General features: G+C 71.0%; 20 protein-coding genes. 9 read left to right on the top strand and 11 right to left on the bottom strand.

Annotated features, from left to right (window positions below):
* Positions 1–26 precede the first annotated feature (26 nt).
* Genes ABIC29_RS15255 through idi form a run of 9 tightly spaced genes read right to left on the bottom strand, consistent with a single transcriptional unit; the run spans position 27 to position 6,664 of the window.
* Positions 27–320 (bottom strand): GNAT family N-acetyltransferase, encoded by a 294-nt coding sequence (locus ABIC29_RS15255; protein ID WP_116085201.1) that lies wholly within the window; start codon positions 318–320, stop codon positions 27–29.
* Positions 320–706 carry an RNA-binding S4 domain-containing protein gene (locus tag ABIC29_RS15250; protein WP_116085199.1) on the bottom strand — a complete coding sequence of 129 codons (387 nt, stop codon included), beginning with the start codon at positions 704–706 and terminating at the stop codon, positions 320–322. The genes ABIC29_RS15255 and ABIC29_RS15250 overlap by 1 nt, the downstream gene beginning before the upstream one ends.
* A 28-nt stretch (positions 707–734) precedes the next feature.
* The gene (locus ABIC29_RS15245) at positions 735–1,637 is read right to left on the bottom strand and encodes a prenyltransferase (protein ID WP_354246679.1); all 903 of its coding nucleotides are present in this window, start codon (positions 1,635–1,637) and stop codon (positions 735–737) included.
* The gene (locus tag ABIC29_RS15240) at positions 1,634–2,005 is read right to left on the bottom strand and encodes a lycopene cyclase domain-containing protein (RefSeq protein ID WP_354246676.1); all 372 of its coding nucleotides are present in this window, start codon (positions 2,003–2,005) and stop codon (positions 1,634–1,636) included. Before ABIC29_RS15240 ends, ABIC29_RS15245 begins: the two co-directional genes overlap by 4 nt.
* Positions 2,002–2,415, bottom strand: coding sequence for a lycopene cyclase domain-containing protein (locus ABIC29_RS15235; RefSeq protein ID WP_354246673.1), 414 nt, complete (start codon positions 2,413–2,415; stop codon positions 2,002–2,004). The genes ABIC29_RS15240 and ABIC29_RS15235 overlap by 4 nt, the downstream gene beginning before the upstream one ends.
* Positions 2,412–4,025 carry a phytoene desaturase family protein gene (gene crtI / locus ABIC29_RS15230; RefSeq protein ID WP_158551857.1) on the bottom strand — a complete coding sequence of 538 codons (1,614 nt, stop codon included), beginning with the start codon at positions 4,023–4,025 and terminating at the stop codon, positions 2,412–2,414. The genes ABIC29_RS15235 and crtI overlap by 4 nt, the downstream gene beginning before the upstream one ends.
* Positions 4,022–5,068 carry a phytoene/squalene synthase family protein gene (locus ABIC29_RS15225; protein ID WP_354246671.1) on the bottom strand — a complete coding sequence of 349 codons (1,047 nt, stop codon included), beginning with the start codon at positions 5,066–5,068 and terminating at the stop codon, positions 4,022–4,024. The genes crtI and ABIC29_RS15225 overlap by 4 nt, the downstream gene beginning before the upstream one ends.
* Complete coding sequence (locus ABIC29_RS15220; protein WP_158551855.1) at positions 5,065–6,129, bottom strand: polyprenyl synthetase family protein; 1,065 nt, start codon at positions 6,127–6,129, stop codon at positions 5,065–5,067. Before ABIC29_RS15220 ends, ABIC29_RS15225 begins: the two co-directional genes overlap by 4 nt.
* Positions 6,122–6,664 (bottom strand): isopentenyl-diphosphate Delta-isomerase, encoded by a 543-nt coding sequence (gene idi / locus ABIC29_RS15215; protein WP_199471751.1) that lies wholly within the window; start codon positions 6,662–6,664, stop codon positions 6,122–6,124. The genes ABIC29_RS15220 and idi overlap by 8 nt, the downstream gene beginning before the upstream one ends.
* A gap of 54 nt (positions 6,665–6,718) precedes the next feature.
* On the opposite strand from idi, the gene ABIC29_RS15210 reads away from it, so the two are divergent.
* Together ABIC29_RS15210 and ABIC29_RS15205 are read left to right on the top strand one after the other, a co-directional pair.
* Positions 6,719–7,222 (top strand): MarR family winged helix-turn-helix transcriptional regulator, encoded by a 504-nt coding sequence (locus ABIC29_RS15210; protein WP_354246666.1) that lies wholly within the window; start codon positions 6,719–6,721, stop codon positions 7,220–7,222.
* 34 nt (positions 7,223–7,256) lie between these two features.
* Positions 7,257–7,706: an NUDIX domain-containing protein gene (locus tag ABIC29_RS15205; protein WP_055858580.1), complete on the top strand. Its 450-nt coding sequence runs from the start codon at positions 7,257–7,259 to the stop codon at positions 7,704–7,706.
* Between the two features lie 12 nt (positions 7,707–7,718).
* Here ABIC29_RS15205 and ABIC29_RS15200 read toward each other — a convergent pair whose 3' ends face one another.
* Complete coding sequence (locus ABIC29_RS15200; RefSeq protein ID WP_116085186.1) at positions 7,719–8,552, bottom strand: DUF1295 domain-containing protein; 834 nt, start codon at positions 8,550–8,552, stop codon at positions 7,719–7,721.
* Positions 8,553–8,584: 32 nt separating this feature from the next.
* On the opposite strand from ABIC29_RS15200, the gene ABIC29_RS15195 reads away from it, so the two are divergent.
* The 4 genes from ABIC29_RS15195 (at position 8,585) to ABIC29_RS15180 (ending at position 11,087) form a co-directional block, all read left to right on the top strand.
* Positions 8,585–9,208 (top strand): CDP-alcohol phosphatidyltransferase family protein, encoded by a 624-nt coding sequence (locus tag ABIC29_RS15195; protein WP_354246661.1) that lies wholly within the window; start codon positions 8,585–8,587, stop codon positions 9,206–9,208.
* A gap of 1 nt (position 9,209) precedes the next feature.
* Positions 9,210–9,719: an FHA domain-containing protein gene (locus ABIC29_RS15190; protein ID WP_502915497.1), complete on the top strand. Its 510-nt coding sequence runs from the start codon at positions 9,210–9,212 to the stop codon at positions 9,717–9,719.
* On the top strand, positions 9,719–10,408 hold the full coding sequence (gene ftsR / locus ABIC29_RS15185) for a transcriptional regulator FtsR (RefSeq protein ID WP_116085179.1): 690 nt from the start codon (positions 9,719–9,721) through the stop codon (positions 10,406–10,408). Before ABIC29_RS15190 ends, ftsR begins: the two co-directional genes overlap by 1 nt.
* A 124-nt stretch (positions 10,409–10,532) precedes the next feature.
* Positions 10,533–11,087: a MerR family transcriptional regulator gene (locus ABIC29_RS15180; protein WP_116085176.1), complete on the top strand. Its 555-nt coding sequence runs from the start codon at positions 10,533–10,535 to the stop codon at positions 11,085–11,087.
* 129 nt (positions 11,088–11,216) lie between these two features.
* Here the strand turns inward: ABIC29_RS15180 and ABIC29_RS15175 are convergent, their stop codons facing one another.
* Entirely contained in the window at positions 11,217–12,050 is an 834-nt protein-coding gene (locus ABIC29_RS15175; protein WP_116085173.1) for a ParA family protein, read from the bottom strand.
* A gap of 76 nt (positions 12,051–12,126) precedes the next feature.
* On the opposite strand from ABIC29_RS15175, the gene ABIC29_RS15170 reads away from it, so the two are divergent.
* The 3 genes from ABIC29_RS15170 to def all read left to right on the top strand — a co-directional run bounded on the left by ABIC29_RS15170 (position 12,127) and on the right by def (position 17,480).
* On the top strand, positions 12,127–15,531 hold the full coding sequence (locus ABIC29_RS15170; RefSeq protein WP_354246658.1) for a pyruvate carboxylase: 3,405 nt from the start codon (positions 12,127–12,129) through the stop codon (positions 15,529–15,531).
* Between the two features lie 171 nt (positions 15,532–15,702).
* Complete coding sequence (locus ABIC29_RS15165; protein ID WP_502915499.1) at positions 15,703–16,977, top strand: MinD/ParA family ATP-binding protein; 1,275 nt, start codon at positions 15,703–15,705, stop codon at positions 16,975–16,977.
* A gap of 11 nt (positions 16,978–16,988) precedes the next feature.
* Positions 16,989–17,480 (top strand): peptide deformylase, encoded by a 492-nt coding sequence (def, locus tag ABIC29_RS15160; RefSeq protein WP_116085165.1) that lies wholly within the window; start codon positions 16,989–16,991, stop codon positions 17,478–17,480.
* The last annotated feature ends 59 nt before the right edge of the window (positions 17,481–17,539 follow it).

Genomic DNA, 17,539 nt, shown 5'->3' with positions numbered 1-17,539 from the left:
ACCACGGCTCCGCTCGCAGCCCGACCTCAGGTCGTGCGCGGGCGGAGCAGGTGCGCGCGCTCGGGATGGCGGTCGAACCACTCGGCCACGTACCAGCAGCTCGGCACGATGTGCCGGGCGGATGTCGCCTCGACGTCGTCGACCGCGAATGCGACGAGCTCACCGGCGAACCCCGAACCCCGATGGCGCGGATTCGTGAACGCGCGCGTCATCGCGACGGCGTCGCCGAGCACGCGGTAGTCGAGCACGCTCGCGACCTCGCCGCCGAGGCGCAGCACGTAGCGATCGGCGTCGGGTTCGTGGGTGAATTCCTTCTGCATCAGGCCTCCCTGCCGCGGAGCTTCTCGAGGTCGCGTCGTTCGCGCTTGGTGGGTCGCCCGGCGCCGCGGTCGCGCACGGGAACGATCGCGACGCTCTCGCGTGGTGGCGGCGGCGGAGTGCGGTCCTCGACGGCCGTCGCCGCGATCGTCGCCGACACCCGCTTCACGAGCGTCTGCCGAACGACGAGCTGCCGGTCGAATCCGTCGACCCTCACGCGCACCTCGTCGCCGGGCCGCACGGACTGCGCCGCCTTCGCACGCTCGCCGTTGACCCGCACGTGCCCCGCGCGGCACGCGGCCGTCGCCGCCGAGCGGGTCTTGTACTGCCGGACGGCCCAGAGCCAGGCGTCGATGCGCACTGGGGAGTCGGAGAGCGGCGTCGGCATGCGGCAAGCCTACGCGCGGGCCGAAGCCCTACGCACGGATCGCCGCCCACCAGATGAGCAGCATCGTCACGACGAACCCGACCGCGTAGTTGAGCGCGATGAAGTGACGCCAGCCCCGATTCGCCTCGCCGGAGTGGGCGTCGTCGACCGACCGGAACGGCCAGACCACCACGAGGTAGGGCACGGCGAGCAGTGCGGCCAGCGGTGCCGGCCACTCGGTCGCGAGCATGAGCAGTCCGGCGAGCGCCCAGAGCGCGAGCGCGAGGCGAACCGTCGCGCGTGCGCCGAACGCGGTCGCGATCGACGCGATGCCGGCCTCCCGGTCGGGCACGACGTCCTGGACCGCGCCGAACGCGTGGCTCGCCATGCCCCAGCAGAAGAACGCCGTGAGCAGCGCCGCCAGCTGGGGCGTCGCGGTCGCCCCGGCGACGGCGAGCCCGTAGAGCGCCGGGCTCACGAAGTGGAAGCTCGAGGTGATCGAGTCGAGCACCGGGCGCTCCTTGAAGCGCAGCCCGGGCACCGAGTACGCGACGACCGCGAAGAGGCTCGCGGCGAGCACGACCCAGGACCACGGATGCCCCGCGCCCGCCGACCAGAGCATCACCACCAGGCACGGGGCCGCCGTGACCACCCCGGCCCAGACCACGGTGCGGTGCAGCGACGGGTCGAGCAGTGCGCCCTCGGCACCGCCCTTGCGCGGGTTGCGGAGGTCGGACTCGTAGTCGAAGACGTCGTTCACGCCGTACATCAGCAGGTTGTACGGCACGAGGAAGAACAGCGTGCCGACGACGAACGTGACGTCGACCACGCCGGCGGTCAGCAGGTAGGCGGCCGCGAACGGGAACGCCGTGTTGATCCAGCTGACGGGTCGCGACGACAGCAGCACCTGCCCGACCCTCGATCGCGTCGGCACGCTCGGCACCGCGGTCACGACGACGACCCGGCGGGCGCGGGGGCCGTGGGTCGAGCCGACCCTGGATCGTGCGACCCGCGCCGTCGGGACGCCACGAGGGTCCACACCGCGGGTACCAGCAGCACCGCGGCGATCGGGTACGCGAAGTCCTCCACCGGGGCCAGGCCGATCGTCGCGCCGAGCCTCGTGCCCTCCGCGTAGCCGAACAGGCCGGCCGCGATCATCACCGTGTCGAACACGGCCGTGAGCACGAGGAGGATCGCCGCCCCGATCGCCAGCGCGAGCACGCGACGTGCGCGGGTGCCCGCCGGCATCCGGCGCAGCGAGATCACGGCGACGACGGTCGAGGCCAACAGGAACGGCACGCAGATCAGCAGGTACGTCATGCGCGGACCTCCGGTGCGGCATCCGCCCCTCGATCGGCGGGCCCGGCGGATGATCCCGTGCGCGACTCGGCCTGAGCCGAGTCGTCGATCTGATGCCGGCTCGCGAGCAGCCGCTCGACGCCGAGCACGACCACGAGCGAGAGGTAGCAGAGGAAGGCCAGGAAGACCGGCTCCTCGATCGGCAGCTCCGGCGCCAGCAGCACCCCGGTGGCCCAGACGGAGTCGCCGCGGTAGAACACGCCGAACCCGATGCCCACGACGTCCCACACGAGCAGGAGCGCCGTGCCAGCGCCGACCGCGCACGCGGCGGCGAGCGGATGCCGCCAGAACGCGAGCCGCCACCGCGCATCCACGAGGGCCATCGCGCCGATCGAGACGAGGAGCGCGGCGAGGTAGGCGAAGCCGGTCATCCGGTCATCCTCGCAGGCGGACCCGGACGCGCGGGCAGCGCCTCGCCCGACTCCGGCAGCGGCCCGCTCGACCGGTCGCCCCGCACGCGCTTCACGACGTTCTCGGCCGAGATGAGGCACATCGGCAAGCCGACGCCCGGCACGCTCGACCCGCCGGCGTAGAGGAGGCCGCGCACGCGACGCGAGCGGTTCGAGCCGCGCAGGAACGCGCTCTGCCGCAGGGTGTGCGCCGGCCCGAGCGCGCCGCCGCGCCACGAGTTCAGGTCGGCCGCGAAGTCGGCGGGGCCGACGGTGCGGCGCACCGCGATGCGCGACGCGAGGTCGGCCGTGCCCGTCGCCTCCGCGATGCGGGCGATCGCCCGGTCGGCGGCGGCCTCGACGAGCCGGTCGCCGCGGCCGTCCTCGCCGCCGCATCCGATCGACACGTCGGCGGGCACCGGGATCAGCACGAACAGGTTGGTGTCGCCCGGAGGTGCGACCGTGGCATCCGTCGCACTCGGCATGCACACGTAGAACGACGCCGGGTCGGGCACCGACGGGTCCGCACCGAAGATGCGGCCGAAGTTCTCGTGCCAGTCCTCGGTGAAGAAGAGCGTGTGGTGCGCGAGGCCGGCGACCTCGCCGCGCACGCCGAGCATCGCGAGCACCGCGCCGGGCCCCGACGTTCGGCGATCCCACCACGTCTCCGGGTAGGTGCGCGCATGCGGGGGCAGCAGCTCGGTCTCGGTGTGGTGCAGGTCGGCGGCCGAGACGACGCGATGCGCGGGAACCCGGCGCACCGCGCCCGACGCCTCGCGGAACCGCACGCCGGTGACCGACGGCTCGGCATCGCCCGTGATCTCGATCTGCTCGACGCGGGCATTGCACACGATCTCGACGCCGGCGTCGGAGGCGATCGACGCGATCGCCTCGATGAGCCTCGTGAACCCGCCCTGCGGGTAGAACACGCCCTGCTCGAGATCCATGTGGCTCATCAGGTGGTACATCGCGGGCGTCATCGACGGCGACGAGCCGAGGAACACCGCCGGATACCCGAGCACCTGCTGCAGGCGCCGATCGTGCACCGCGCGCGCCGCGAACCGCTCGAGCGGCGTCGTCAGCAGGCCTGCGAGCCGCGCGCCGCCCTTGAGCACCTCGGGTGCGAGCATCCCGCGCACGCCGTCGAAGTTCGTGTAGAGGAACCGGCGGCGTGCGATGTCGTATGTCGATGCCGCCGAGTCGAGGTAGCGTTCGAGGGCCGCACCAGCGCCCGGCTCGACCGATTCGAAGAGCGCGACGTTCTCGGCCCGGGTCGAGCGGATGTCGATCGGGGCGTCGTACCCGTCGCCGTACACGCGATAGCCGGGGTCGAGCTTCGTGAGCGTCAGGTGCTGCTCGGCGCTCGAGCCGAACAGGCGGAAGAAGTGCTCGAACACCTCGGGCATCAAGTACCACGACGGGCCCGTGTCGAATCGGAAGCCGTCGCGACTCCACGTGCCGGCGCGCCCGCCGACGACGGGGGAGGCCTCGAGCAGCGTGACGCGGTGCCCGTCGCGCGCGAGCAGCGCCGCCGTCGCGAGACCGGCGATGCCGCCTCCGATCACGGCGATGCGCTCCGAGCCGTCGATCATCGTGCACCTCCGGCCGAGGCGATCATCGCGCGTGCGACGATCGCGAGCTTCGCGGCATCGGGAACTCGGATGCGCGTCGTCATGAGCACCTCGGCCGGAGTGGCCCGGCACCGTGCGGTGAGCGCCGCGAACAGGCCGTGCGCGGCGAGCACTGCCCCCCGTGCCCGGCGCGGCAGCTCGGGGATCGACCGGCCAGCGATGTCGAGGTCCCGATCGATGTCGTCGAGGATCCGGCGCTTGTCGTCCTCGGTGAACGCCTCGGGATCGCACCACGGGAAGTAGTTGCGGCCGAGCATGCGCCAGTCCGTCTCGAGGTCGCGCAGGAAGTTGATCTTCTGGAACGCGGCGCCGAGGTGGGTCGCTCCGACCTCGAGCCGGTGCCGTCGTTCGGGGTCGGCCTGCTCCGTCGGTTCGGCCGGCCCGCTCCCGCTCGCCCGAGTCGGTCGTGGCGCCTCGGCCGCCAGGAAGACGGCGAGGCACATGAGCCCGACGACCTCGGCCGAGCCGTGGATGTAGGGTCCGACCTCGTCGGCGCGGATCGGACTCGGGTCGAGGTCGCGCCGCATCGACGCGAAGAACGGGCGGGTGAGGCTCGCGTCGATGCCGACCGCCGTCGCCGTCGTCGCGAACGCGTGCACGACGAGGTTCGTCGAGAATCCCCTGGCCATGGCGGTCTCGGTCTCGGCCTCGAGTTCGTCGAGCACTGCCCTGATCTCGGTCGCGGCGAGACCCGCGGCCGCGGCCGTGCCGTCGACGAGCTCGTCGGCCACGCGCACCAGCGCGTAGATCGAACGGATGCCGCGTCGCGTCGGTGCGTCGAGCAGCCGGGCCGCGCCGCCGAACGAGGTCGAGTACCGGCTGATCACCGTCGCCGCGCTCGCTGCGGCCGCGTCGTCGTAGCGTTCGAGCAGCTCCGATCGGTCGGCGGACGGCGCGGATGGGGCGGGCTGCGCAGCGGGCGCGGGGGGCGCGGGCGGCGCGGCCTGCGCTGCCGGCGCGGACGGCGCGGCCTCGCGTCTCGTCGGGTCCACGGCGCGGCTCATCTGGCGCGCTCCACGGCTCGCCTGGCTATGGCGCCGAGTTCCGCGGTGAGCTCGGGCGGCAGGTCGGCCGAGTCGAGTTCGTAGCGTGCGAGCGTCACGTGCTCCTCGGCCAGTTCGAGGGCGGCATCGAGGGCGCCGCACCCGCGGAGCATCTCGCGCAGTTCGTCGGCCTCGGCGTCGTCGAGCGAGGGATCGCCGAGCCCGACCGCGATGCGCGGCCAGTCGGCGGTGGTGGCCGCATGCGCGATCAGGGCCGTGCGCTTGCCCTCGCGCAGGTCGGATGCCGCCGACTTGCCGGTGACGGCGGGGTCGCCGAACACGCCGAGCACGTCGTCGGTGATCTGGAACGCGATGCCGATGAAGCGTCCGAACCGCTCGAGCGCGGCGATCGAGGATTCGGGGGCGCCGGCGAGCACCGCGCCCGCCGCGAGCGGGCACTCGAACGAGTAGACCGCGGTCTTCTGCTCGAGCGTGGTGAGCACTCGCGGCATGCTCGTCGGCTCGGGGGCTCCGGCGTTCACGACGTCGGCCAGTTCGCCGGCGGCCGAGATGAAGACGGCGCGATCGAGGATGTCGAGCAGGCGCCCGCGCCGCCCGGCGTCGACCTGCAGGAGCGCGATCTCCCGATGCGCGAGGCTCAGGGCGAGGTCTCCCGCGAGCACGGCGGCCGTCTCGCCCCAGATGGCGCTCGTGCGTTCGTCGGTGCCGTTGCGCAGGGCGCGGGCGGCGAACCTGGCGGTGATGTTCGGATCGCCGCGTCGCACGGTGTCGCGGTCGATGACGTCGTCGTGGATGAGGAACGCCGTGTGCAGCAGTTCGAACGCGACCGCCACGCGGGTGGACAGCTGCGCGTCGGTGCCGCCGAGGCCGCGGTAGGCGAGTCGCACGAGGTGCGGCCTGATGCGCTTGCCGCCCGAGCTCTGCCGTGCGAGCGAGGTCCAGAGTGCGGCGTAGTGCGGATCGAGATCGCCGGCGCGGCGGTGGGCGTCGGCGAAGATCGCACCGAGCTCGTGCTCCAGGTCGAGGTCGGCCGCCGCAGCGGCCGAGGCGAGGTCAGTCACGATAGAGCTCCAACCTGCCCGCCTGCAGTCCGAGCCAGGGGCTGAACGCCCACGGGGCGACTTCGATCGCGCGCCGGAGCTCGTCTGGCCGCACCCAGCGGTACTCGACCACCTCGCGCGGATTGGGGTCGGGCTCGCCAGAGACGGTGGCGATGTAGACCGGGCAGATCTCGTTCTCGACGGTGCCGTCGGCGTCGACCGCCCGGTAGCGGAAGGTCGGCAGGGCGAGTTCGAGCGAATCGAGTTCGAGGCCGAGCTCGAACTCGGCCCGTCGCCGCACCGCGGCCGTGAGGGGTTCGGAAGGCCGCGGGTGTCCGCAGAACGAGTTGGTCCAGACGCCGGCCCACGCCTGCTTCGACAGCGCCCGCCGGGTGACGAGCACCTCGCCGTCGGCGTTCAGCACATGGCAGGAGAAGGCGAGGTGCAGTGCGGTGTCGGGTCCGTGCGCCGCGCTCTTGGGCGCGGTGCCGATCGGAGTCCCGAGCTCGTCGAGCAGCACGACGTCGTCGTCGATCAGTTCGATGGCGGTGGTCATCGGTCCTCCTCAAATCGCTAACCAAGTTAGTGAGTCAGACGTTACCATTGCATGGTGTCCGACGGAACAATCGAAAGTTCGACGGAGCGCTACTGGTACGACTCCGACGACGACCAGACCGTGGCGCTCCTCGAGGCCGTGCGCCGGCACCGCGCAGCCGAGGTCGAGATGCGCCGCCGGCTCCGCGCCGACATGGACATGGGCGACACGGATGCCGCGGCCCTCCGCTGGATCGTCGCCGAGGAACGCGCCGAGCACCCGCCGACGAGCGCCGGCCTCGCACGCGAGCTCGGCGTCACGACCGCCGCGACCGCGAAGATCGTCGCGAGGCTGGTCGCGAGCGGCGACCTCGAGCGCGCACCGCACCCCACCGATGGGCGGGTCCTGCTCCTCCGCGCGATGCCGGAGGCGCATGCGCGGCTCCGGCGAACGCTCGGACCGATGCACGCGCGCATGCGGCACGTGGCCGAATCTCGCGATCCCGCCGAGCAGCGGGTGATCATCCGCTTCCTCGACGACCTCGCCGACGCGATCGCGCCACCGGACGTCACGGAGTGAGCCGTCACCGGCATCCGTGGGCCATGCTGGAGACATGAGCGGAGCGAGCGGAGACGGCTGGGTCGAGGGGCCGGACGGGGCGCGGTACTGGGGGCGCTACGGTGCGGCCGGGCTGCTCGTCGTCAGCGCCGATCGCGAGGTCCTGCTGCAGCACCGCGCCGAATGGAGCCACTTCGGCGGCACGTGGGGCATGCCGGGCGGGGCCAGGCACGAGCACGAGACCGCGCGTGAGGCCGCGTTCCGCGAGGCCGGTGAAGAGGCCGGAGTGCCCGCCGATGCGCTCGCGGTGCGCTTCTCGAGCGTGCTCGACCTCGGCTACTGGTCGTACACGACCGTGGTCGCCACGGCCGAACGCCGGTTCGAGCCGCTGATCGGCGACCCCGAGTCCATCACCGTGGCTTGGACGCCCATCGACGAGGTCGACGCGCTCCCACTGCATCCCCGGTTCGCCGAGGCCTGGCCCGGCCTCCGCGCGAGGCTCTGACGCGCCGAGCCGTCAGCGTTCGACGGTGACGGAGGTCGCGGCCCGCGCCGGGCGCGGGAACCACGGCACGATCGCCGACACGCGTGCGCGGTAGTCGTCGTAGTCGGCATAGCGCCCGCGCGAGATCCACTCGGTGAACACGGTCGACCCCATGAACAGCAGCGTGAGCAGCACGGCGCCCGCGATCGTCCAGTGCAGCCAGATCCCGGTCGCCGCGACCGCGAAGCCGTAGAACGCCCACCACTGCGCCTGTTCGAAGAAGAAGTTCGGATGCCGCGACACGGCGAACAGCCCGGACTGCAGGAATCCCGGGGCGGGCGTGCGCCCCGCCGCACGCTCTGCGGCCTTCCACCGGTGGAACCGCCACTGCTGCTCGTCGGCCACCGTCTCGCCGACGAGGAACCCGAGGAACACGACGGCGAGCACGACATCCCACGCGCCGAGCGGCGACCCCGCGGACTCCGCGACCGTGTAGGCCGGCAGCGTGATCAGCAGGATCAGGGCGTTCTGGTAGATCGAGATGAAGAGGAGATTGAAGGCCGCGAACGCCGCCCGCGGCATCCGCTCGCGCAGGACTGCCCAGCGGTAGTCCTCGCCACCGGGCCGGTAGCCGCCCTTGCGCGCGAAGTTGAAGGTCAGGCGCGCGCCCCACGCGGTGACGAGCACGGCCATGAGCACGAGCCGAGCGTCGTACCCGGCCGAGACCGCGAACACCCAGACGTAGGCGATCGGCGCGATCGACCAGATGCGATCGACCCACGAATGCTCGTGGGTGATGAGCGAGAGGATCCAGGTGGCGGCGGTGATCGCGGCGCAGAGCACCAGACACACGGCGAGGGCAGTCATGGCTGGATTCTAGGGGTCGATAGGATCGGCATGTGGCTGGGCGGAGCGCGGGGGCGGTCGGATCGCAGGTTTGGACGATTCCGAACATCCTCAGCATGCTCAGACTCGTGCTCGTGCCCTTCTTCCTCTGGGCGGTCGTGGCCGGCGAGTACGTCACCGCGCTCGTGGTGCTCGTCGCCGCGAGCCTCACCGATCTGCTCGACGGGTTCCTCGCGCGGCGCCTGAACCAGATCACGCGCCTCGGGCAGCTGCTCGATCCCGCGGCCGATCGCCTCTACATCTTCGCCGCGCTCGTCGGCCTCGCCGCGAACTCCCTCGTGCCGTGGTGGATCGTGATCGTGATCGTCGCGCGCGACGTGTACCTGCTCATCCTCGGGGTGGTGCTCGCGAACCACGGCTACGGACCGCTGCCCGTGCACCAACTCGGCAAGGTCGCCACCTTCGCCCTCTTCTTCGGGCTGCCGGTCATCATGCTCGGCCTCGCATTCCCGGCAGTGCAGCCGGTGAGCGCGCCGATCGGATGGGCCATCACGATCTGGGGCGCCTTCCTCTACTGGTGGGCCGGCATCATCTATGCGATCGAGACCGCACGAGTCATCCGGATTCCACGGGTGGCGGATGGGTCTCGATCGGATACGCTTGAACAGGGAGGCTAGCGTGGCGGATACCGACATTTCACAGGCTGGCGGCGCCGAGGGCGGCCGCAGCACGACGAACGGCGACTTCGGAGACAGCAACACGGCCGGAACGACCATCGGCTTCAGCCGAGAGGCCGCTGCGCAGCTGTCGATCGTCGACGCCGATATCACGGCCGAAGAGCAGGAGGCGATCGCGGCGCTCCCATCGGGCTCGGCGTTGCTCATCGTCCGGCGCGGACCCAACAGCGGGGCACGATTCCTGCTCGACACCGACGTGACGACCGTCGGCCGTCACCCCGATGCCGACATCTTCCTCGACGACGTCACGGTCTCGCGCCGGCACGCCGAGTTCGTCCGGCACCGCACGGCGTTCGAGGTGAAGGACCTCTCCTCGCTGAACGGCACGTACTTCGACGGCGTGCGCATCGAGACCGCGTTGCTCAGCGACGGGGCCGAAGTGCAGATCGGCAAGTTCCGGCTCACGTTCTACGCATCGCGTCGCGACCTGGCGCCGCTGGCGAGCAGCTAGTGTCGGGCCACGCCGCCGTCACGCACGCGAGCGGCTCGGCCCCCCTGCTCGGCATCGGCCAGGTCCTCGCGCGCCTCCAGCCCGAGTTCCCCGACCTGACGCCGTCGAAGCTGCGATTCCTCGAAGAGCAGCGACTCGTCTCCCCGGCGCGCACGGCGGCCGGCTATCGCAAGTTCTCCACGGCCGATGTCGAACGCATCACGCTGGTGCTCTCCATGCAGCGCGATCACTACCTGCCGCTCAAGGTCATCCGGGCCCACCTCGAGGCGGTCGACGCGGGTGACACGCCCGCGCTGCCGGGCGCCACCGATGCCAGCGGGTTCCTCGGAGCGCGTCGTTACTCGCGCGATGAGCTCATCGCGACGGCGAAGGCGCCGAGAGGGCTCCTCGACGAGGCGGTCTCCGCCTCGCTCATGACCTCGTCCGAGCCCTACGACGCCGAAGACCTCGAGGTGCTGGCATCGCTCGTCGCCCTCCGCGACGTGGGCATCGAACCGCGTCATCTCCGGGCGTTGCGGGCCGCGGCCGAGCGCGACGCGGCCCTCATCGATCGGGCGCTGGCGCCCTCGAGGCGATCGGATGCCGCGGGCAAGGCGCGCGTCTCCGAGCACGCCGCCGAACTCGCCGCCCGGCTCGAACGCGTGCGCGCGGAGGTCGTGCGCGCGACGCTCGCCAAGCTCGCCCGCTGAGCGTCGCCTGTACGCGATCGCGACACGCCGTGACGTTCGGCCGGATGTGTTTGGTCGCACCCGCTCCGCTCGGTAGCGTGGACGATGCCCCGCCGGGGTGTCAGGACGAGAGTGAGGGGATCGCATGAGTGAGCTCGACCGGAGCGCGCGCGATCGATACGACCTCGGACTCCTCTTCACCGATGGAATGCCCGAGCACGAGGACGGCACCGGCTATCGCGGCGCGGTCGCCGCGGGTGCCGCGGGCATCAGCTACCGCCAGCTCGACTACTGGGCGCGCACGCAGCTCGTGGAGCCCACGGTTCGCGGTGCGGCCGGATCCGGTTCGCAGCGACTGTACGGGTTCCGCGACATCCTGGTGCTGAAGCTCGTGAAGCGACTGCTCGACACGGGCATCTCCCTGCAGCAGATCCGCACCGCCGTCACGCAGTTGCGCGAATCCGGCGTCGAAGACCTGGCGCAGACCACGCTCATGAGCGATGGCGCGAGCGTCTACCTCTGCACGTCCGACGACGAGGTCATCGACCTCGTGAACCGCGGACAGGGCGTCTTCGGCATCGCCGTCGGCAAAGTGCTCCGCGAGGTCGAGAACTCGCTGGTCGAGCTCGACACGCAGTCGACGGACCCCATGGACGAGCTGGCCGCGCGTCGCGGCGCGAAGTCCCGCCGCATCTCCTGAGCCGAGCCTTCGGCGCTCGTCCGAAGCTCGCGACCTCGTCGGCGTTCACCGTGCGTGCAGTTCCACCGTGCGACCGATCCTGCCCGACCGCTTCAGCGCGGCCGGAACGGCCCGGTGGTGCGCCCCGCCTCAGAGCGCGGGGGTCTCCAGCTCGTACGGAGCCGCCGCGTAGTCGCCGATGTGCGCGGTGCGGAGCACCCGGTCGAGCAACTGGTCGAAGTTCGCCGACATCTCCTCGGCCGACTCGCCAGGCCACATGTGCAGCGGCTTCGCCGCACCCTGGGCCTGCTGCAGCGACGTGCGCTCGGGCAGCTGGGGCGAGAGCACGAGCGGGCCGAACATGTCGCGCAGCTCCTTGATGCGGAACTGGTGCTCGAGCGACTGCACGCGTGCGCGGTTCACGATGATGCCGAGCGGCTGAAGGCGGGGGGAGAGGCCCCTGCGGATCTCCTCGATCGCGCGCAGGGCGCGGTCGGCGGCGGCGACCGAGAACAGTCCGGGCTCGGTCACGACCGCGACGCGGTCGCTCGCGGCCCACGCCGTGCGCGTGAGGGCGTTCAGCGACGGAGCGCAGTCGATGAGCACGAGCTCGTAGTCGGACTCGACGTTCGCGAGCGCCTCCTCGAGCTTCCAGATGTCGCGGATCGAGGGGTGCGGCCCGTCGAAGTTGATGGCCGAGGGGCTGCCGATCATGACGTCGATCGTGGACTGCGGGTTCGACCTCGCCCAGCCGCTCGGAGCGATCGCCGAGCGCACGATCTTCTCCTTGGGGGAGGCCAGCACATCGGCCACGTTGAGGTGGCCGGCGACCTGGATGTCCATGCCGGTGGACACGTCGGACTGCGGATCGAGGTCGACGACGAGGGTCCGGACGCCGCGGGCGAAGGCCGCCGACGCCAGCCCGAGCGTGACGGTCGTCTTACCGACACCGCCCTTGAGGGAACTGACGCTGAGTACGTGCACGAACAGATACGCTACCTCTATTGCTTGGGCGAAACCTAAACGTTCGCTGTGCGGAAACCCCCACCGAAAGGCCTGCATGTTCTCGAAGATTCTGGTAGCCAACCGCGGAGAGATCGCCATTCGGGCGTTCAGGGCGGCGGTCGAACTCGGTGCGAAGACGGTGGCGGTGTACCCGTTCGAGGACCGCAATTCGCTGCACCGGCTGAAGGCCGACGAGGCCTACCAGATCGGCGAGCCCGGCCACCCGGTGCGCGCCTACCTCGACGTGTCGGAGATCATCCGCGTCGCGCGGGAGTCGGGCGCCGACGCGATCTACCCCGGCTACGGATTCCTGTCCGAGAACCCCGAGCTGGCGCAGGCCGCGGCTGAAGCCGGCATCACGTTCATCGGTCCGCCCACCCGCGTGCTCGAGATGGCCGGGAACAAGGTCACCGCGAAGGAGCACGCGATCGCCGCGGGCGTCCCCGTGCTGAAGTCGACCCCGCCCTCGCGCGACATCGAGGCGCTCGTCGCCCAGGCCGACGAGATCGGCTTCCCGATCTTCGCCAAGGCGGTCGCCGGTGGCGGCGGTCGCGGAATGCGTCGGGTGAACACGAAGGACGACCTGCGCGCCTCGCTCGAAGAGGCCATGCGAGAGGCCGACAGTGCATTCGGCGACCCGACGATGTTCCTCGAGCAGGCGGTGCTCCGCCCTCGGCACATCGAGGTCCAGGTGCTCGCCGACGCGACCGGCGAGACCGTGCATCTCTTCGAGCGCGATTGCTCGGTGCAGCGTCGTCACCAGAAGGTCATCGAGATCGCACCGGCGCCGAACCTCTCCGACGACATCCGCACGGCGCTCTATCGCGACGCGATCGCGTTCGCGAAGTCGATCGGCTACGTGAACGCGGGCACCGTCGAGTTCCTGCTCGACACGGCCGGCGAGCGTGCCGGCGAGCACGTCTTCATCGAGATGAACCCGCGCATCCAGGTCGAGCACACCGTCACCGAAGAGGTGACCGATGTCGACCTCGTGGTCTCCCAGATGCGCATCGCCGCCGGCGAGACGCTCGCGGAGCTCGGGCTCGAGCAGGGCGACATCAGGCTTCGTGGCGCAGCGTTGCAGACCCGCATCACGACCGAGGACCCGACCGCGGGGTTCCGCCCCGACACCGGCAAGATCACGACCTACCGCTCGCCCGGCGGTGCCGGCATCCGCCTCGACGGTGGAACCGTCAACCCGGGCGCCCAGATCAGCCCGCACTTCGACTCGATGCTCGCGAAGCTGACCTGCCGCGCCCGCGACTACCCGTCGGCGGTCGCACGCTCACGACGCGCCCTCGCCGAGTTCCGCATCCGCGGCGTCTCGACGAACATCTCCTTCCTGCAGGCGGTGCTCGACGACCCGGCATTCATCGCCGGCGACCTCAGCACCTCGTTCATCGACGAGCGACCGCAACTGCTCCGCGGTCGCGTGTCGAAGGACCGGGGCACGAAGATCCTCAACTGGCTCGCCGACGTCACCGTGAACCAGCCGAACGGGCAGGCCCCGACGACCGTCAGCCCGGTCGAGAAGCTGCCCCCGATCGACCTCGCGACGCCGGCACCCGCGGGCTCGCGCCAGCAGCTGCTCGAGCTCGGCCCGACGGGTTTCGCCGCCGCGCTCCGCGCGCAGACGCCGCTCGCGGTGACCGACACGACCTTCCGCGACGCGCACCAGTCGCTCCTCGCGACCCGGGTGCGCACGAAGGACCTCGTCGCCGTGGCGCCGTACGTCGCCCGGATGACCCCCGAACTGCTCTCGGTCGAGGCCTGGGGCGGCGCGACGTACGACGTCGCGCTCCGCTTCCTCGGAGAGGACCCGTGGGAGCGCCTCGCGGCGCTGCGCGAAGCACTGCCGAACGTGAACATCCAGATGCTGCTGCGCGGGCGGAACACGGTCGGCTACACCCCGTACCCGACCGAGGTCACCGACGCGTTCGTGCGCGAGGCGGCCGCGACTGGCGTCGACATCTTCCGCATCTTCGACGCCCTGAACGACGTCGACCAGATGCGACCCGCGATCGAGTCGGTGCTCGCCACCGGCACCGCGGTCGCCGAGGTCGCCCTCTGTTACACGGGAGATCTGCTCGACCCGGCAGAAGACCTCTACACGCTCGAGTACTACCTCGGCCTCGCCGAGGAGATCGTCGCCGCGGGCGCGCACATCATCGCGATCAAGGACATGGCGGGCCTGCTGCGCCCGACCGCGGCCGAGAAGCTCGTGACGGCCCTGCGCGAGCGGTTCGACGTCCCGGTGCACCTGCACACCCACGACACGGCCGGCGGCCAGCTCGCGACCCTGCTCGCGGCCGCCCGGGCCGGCGTCGACGCGGTCGACGTCGCGAGCGCGCCGATGGCGGGCACCACGAGCCAGCCCTCGGCATCGTCGCTCGTCGCGGCCCTCGCGCACACCGAGCGCGACACCGGCATCTCGCTGCAGTCCGTCGCCGACCTCGAGCCGTACTGGGAGGCCGTGCGTCGCGTCTACAAGCCGTTCGAGTCCGGACTCCCGGGCCCCACCGGGCGCGTATACCACCACGAGATCCCCGGCGGCCAGCTCTCGAACCTTCGCCAGCAGGCCATCGCGCTGGGCCTCGCCGACGAATTCGAGCTCATCGAGGACATGTACGCCGCGGCGAACGACATCCTGGGCCGCGTGCCGAAGGTGACCCCGTCGTCCAAGGTCGTCGGCGACCTCGCGCTGCATCTCGCCGCGGTTCGGGCCGACCCCGCGGACTTCGCGGCGAACCCCGAGAAGTACGACGTACCCGACTCCGTCATCGGCTTCATGGCGGGCGAGCTCGGCGACCTGCCCGGCGGCTGGCCCGAGCCGTTCCGCACGAAGGTGCTCGCCGGCCGCGACGTGCGCATCGGCGTCACCGAGCTCACGGCCGAGCAGCTCGAGGCCCTCGACGGCGACAGCACGACGCGTCGCTCGATGCTCAACAACCTGCTCTTCCCGGCGCCGACCCGTCAGTTCGAGCAGATCCGCGAGCTCTTCGGCGACCTCTCCGTGGTCGACACGATCGACTACCTCTACGGCCTCCGGCAGGGATCGGAGCACGTGGTCGAGATCGATCGTGGAGTCCGGCTCTATGCGGGACTCGAGGCGATCGGCGAGGCCGACGACAAGGGCATGCGCACCGTCATGACCATCCTGAACGGCCAGCTGCGCCCGGTCTTCGTGCGCGACCGCAGCATCGAGGTCGACTCCCGCGCGGCCGAGAAGGCCGATGCCTCGCAGCCCGGCCACGTCGCGGCACCCTTCTCCGGAGTGGTCACCCTGCAGGTCGAGCCGGGAGCCGAGATCGCCGTCGGCCAGAGCGTCGCGTCGATCGAGGCCATGAAGATGGAGGCCGCGATCACGTCGCCGATCGCCGGTGTCGTCGAGCGCGTCGCCATCCCGAAGACCCAGCAGGTCGAGGCCGGGGACCTCCTCGTGGTGGTCCGTCCGCTGTAGGCTGAGCGTGAGCTCACGGTAACGTGGGCTCACGTTCGCACTGAGGAGGGGTTATCGGTGGCTGACATCAGGGGAGACGACCAGGCTGCATCGAGGCGCCCCGGAGGGCGCACGGCAGCGGTCGACCGGTCCGCGCCCGAGGCGACCGGCGGGGCCCATTCCGCGGGAGCGATTCCCGACAGCTTGAACATCCGGGTCGACCTTCCGCCGTCGCCGAGGCCCGTCATGCCCGACGACGAGGTGGCCGTGGCCATCGACGACGTCGCGGTCGATCCCGGCGGACTCGTCGCCGGGCCGACGACGACCTCGGTCGAGGTCATCACCCCGGCCCTCGTCGGCGCATCCTCCCGCGCCGGCGCGCACTCCGACCCCTCGCCCTACGGTGCACTGCTCGCGGCCGACGCATCCCGCACGCGTCGCGAGCGGGTGAGCACCGACACGGGCAGCCACGTCGCGATCGTGGACGCGCCGTCGGCTGCCGCGACGCCCGCCGAGGTGCCCGAGACCTCCGAGTCACTCACGGCCGACCGCCTCATCGACCTGAACCGCACGACCCGACCGGCTCCGCACGGCGGCTTCAACCGCTTCGTCTACGAGGCGTCGCTGCACCTGGTGAACCTCGGCGACTCGGCCAAGGCCCGCGCGTATAAAGAGCTGAGCACGCGCATCCAGCGCCGATTCGACGGTGGTGCGCGGTTCGTCCCCGTGCTCACCCGCAAGGGCGGCGTGGGCAAGACCACGATCACGACGCTGCTCGGCATGGCCCTCGCCGACGCGCGCGACGACCGCATCATCGCGATCGACGCGAATCCCGACCGCGGCACGCTCGCGGAGCGCGTCGACCGACAGACGCGTGAGACCGTTCGCGATGTCGTGACCCGGGCGTCCTCGATCGGCGGCTACACCGACTTCTCGGCCTTCGTCTCACGCGACGAGACCCGACTCGACATCCTGGCGTCCGACACCGACCCGACGCTGTCCGAGGCGTTCAACGACGACGACTACAACGTCGTCGCCGGGCTCGCGGCTCGCTACTACTCGCTCGTGCTCACCGACTGCGGCACCGGCATCGTCCACTCCGTCATGCGCGCGACGCTGCAGCGAGCCGATTCGATCGTGATCGTCTCGGGCGGCAGCGTCGACGAGGCCAGACTCGCATCCGAGACCCTCACCTGGCTCGAGGCGAACGGCTTCGGCGACCTGGTGCGCAACGCGATCGTCGCGATCAACCTCGCGACGCAGGGTACGCACCTGGTCAAGGTCGACGAGATCGAGGCCCACTTCCAGTCGAGGGTCCGCGAGATCGTGCGCATCCCGTACGACCCCCAACTGGCCGCCGGATCCGTGGTGCACTGGGACGAACTCCGTCCCATCACGCGCCACGCCGCACGCGAGCTCGCCGCGCTCGTCGTGGAGGGGCTGCCCGTCGACCGCGGCGGCCATTGAACGGAGCGGCATTGCCGGAACGACCCATTCGCCTGTTCGGCGACCCCGTATTGAAGACCGTGTCAGCCCCCGTCGAACAGGTCGATGACCGTGTGCGCGGGCTCGTGACCGACCTGCTCGACAGCGTCCGGGTTCCCGGTCGCGCGGGCGTCGCCGCGTCGCAGATCGGGGTCAACCTGCGGGCGTTCAGCTACAACGTCGACGGCGACGTCGGATACGTCATCAACCCCGTCATCGTCGAGACATCCGGCGAGGTGGAGCTCCTCGACGAGGGATGCCTCTCGGTGCCCGGTCTGTGGCAGAAGACGCCGCGGTACCCCTTCGCACGCGTGCGCGGCATCGACCTCGACGGCAACGAGATCGAGGTGTCCGGAACCGGCCTCATGGCGCAGGCGCTGCAGCACGAGTGCGACCACCTCGACGGGCTGCTCTACCTCGACCGCCTCGAGAAGGACGAGCGTCGCGCCGCGATGCGTGCGGTCCGCGAGTCCGATTGGTTCTGATCGGCCCGGTCTGATCCGCCGGACCTGATCGGCGCTGAACCCTGAGACGCCGAAGGGCC

The sequence above is a fragment of the Agromyces sp. PvR057 genome, assembly GCF_040547485.1.
Lineage (GTDB): Bacteria > Actinomycetota > Actinomycetes > Actinomycetales > Microbacteriaceae > Agromyces.
This window is presented reverse-complemented; position numbering and strand designations above follow the sequence as displayed.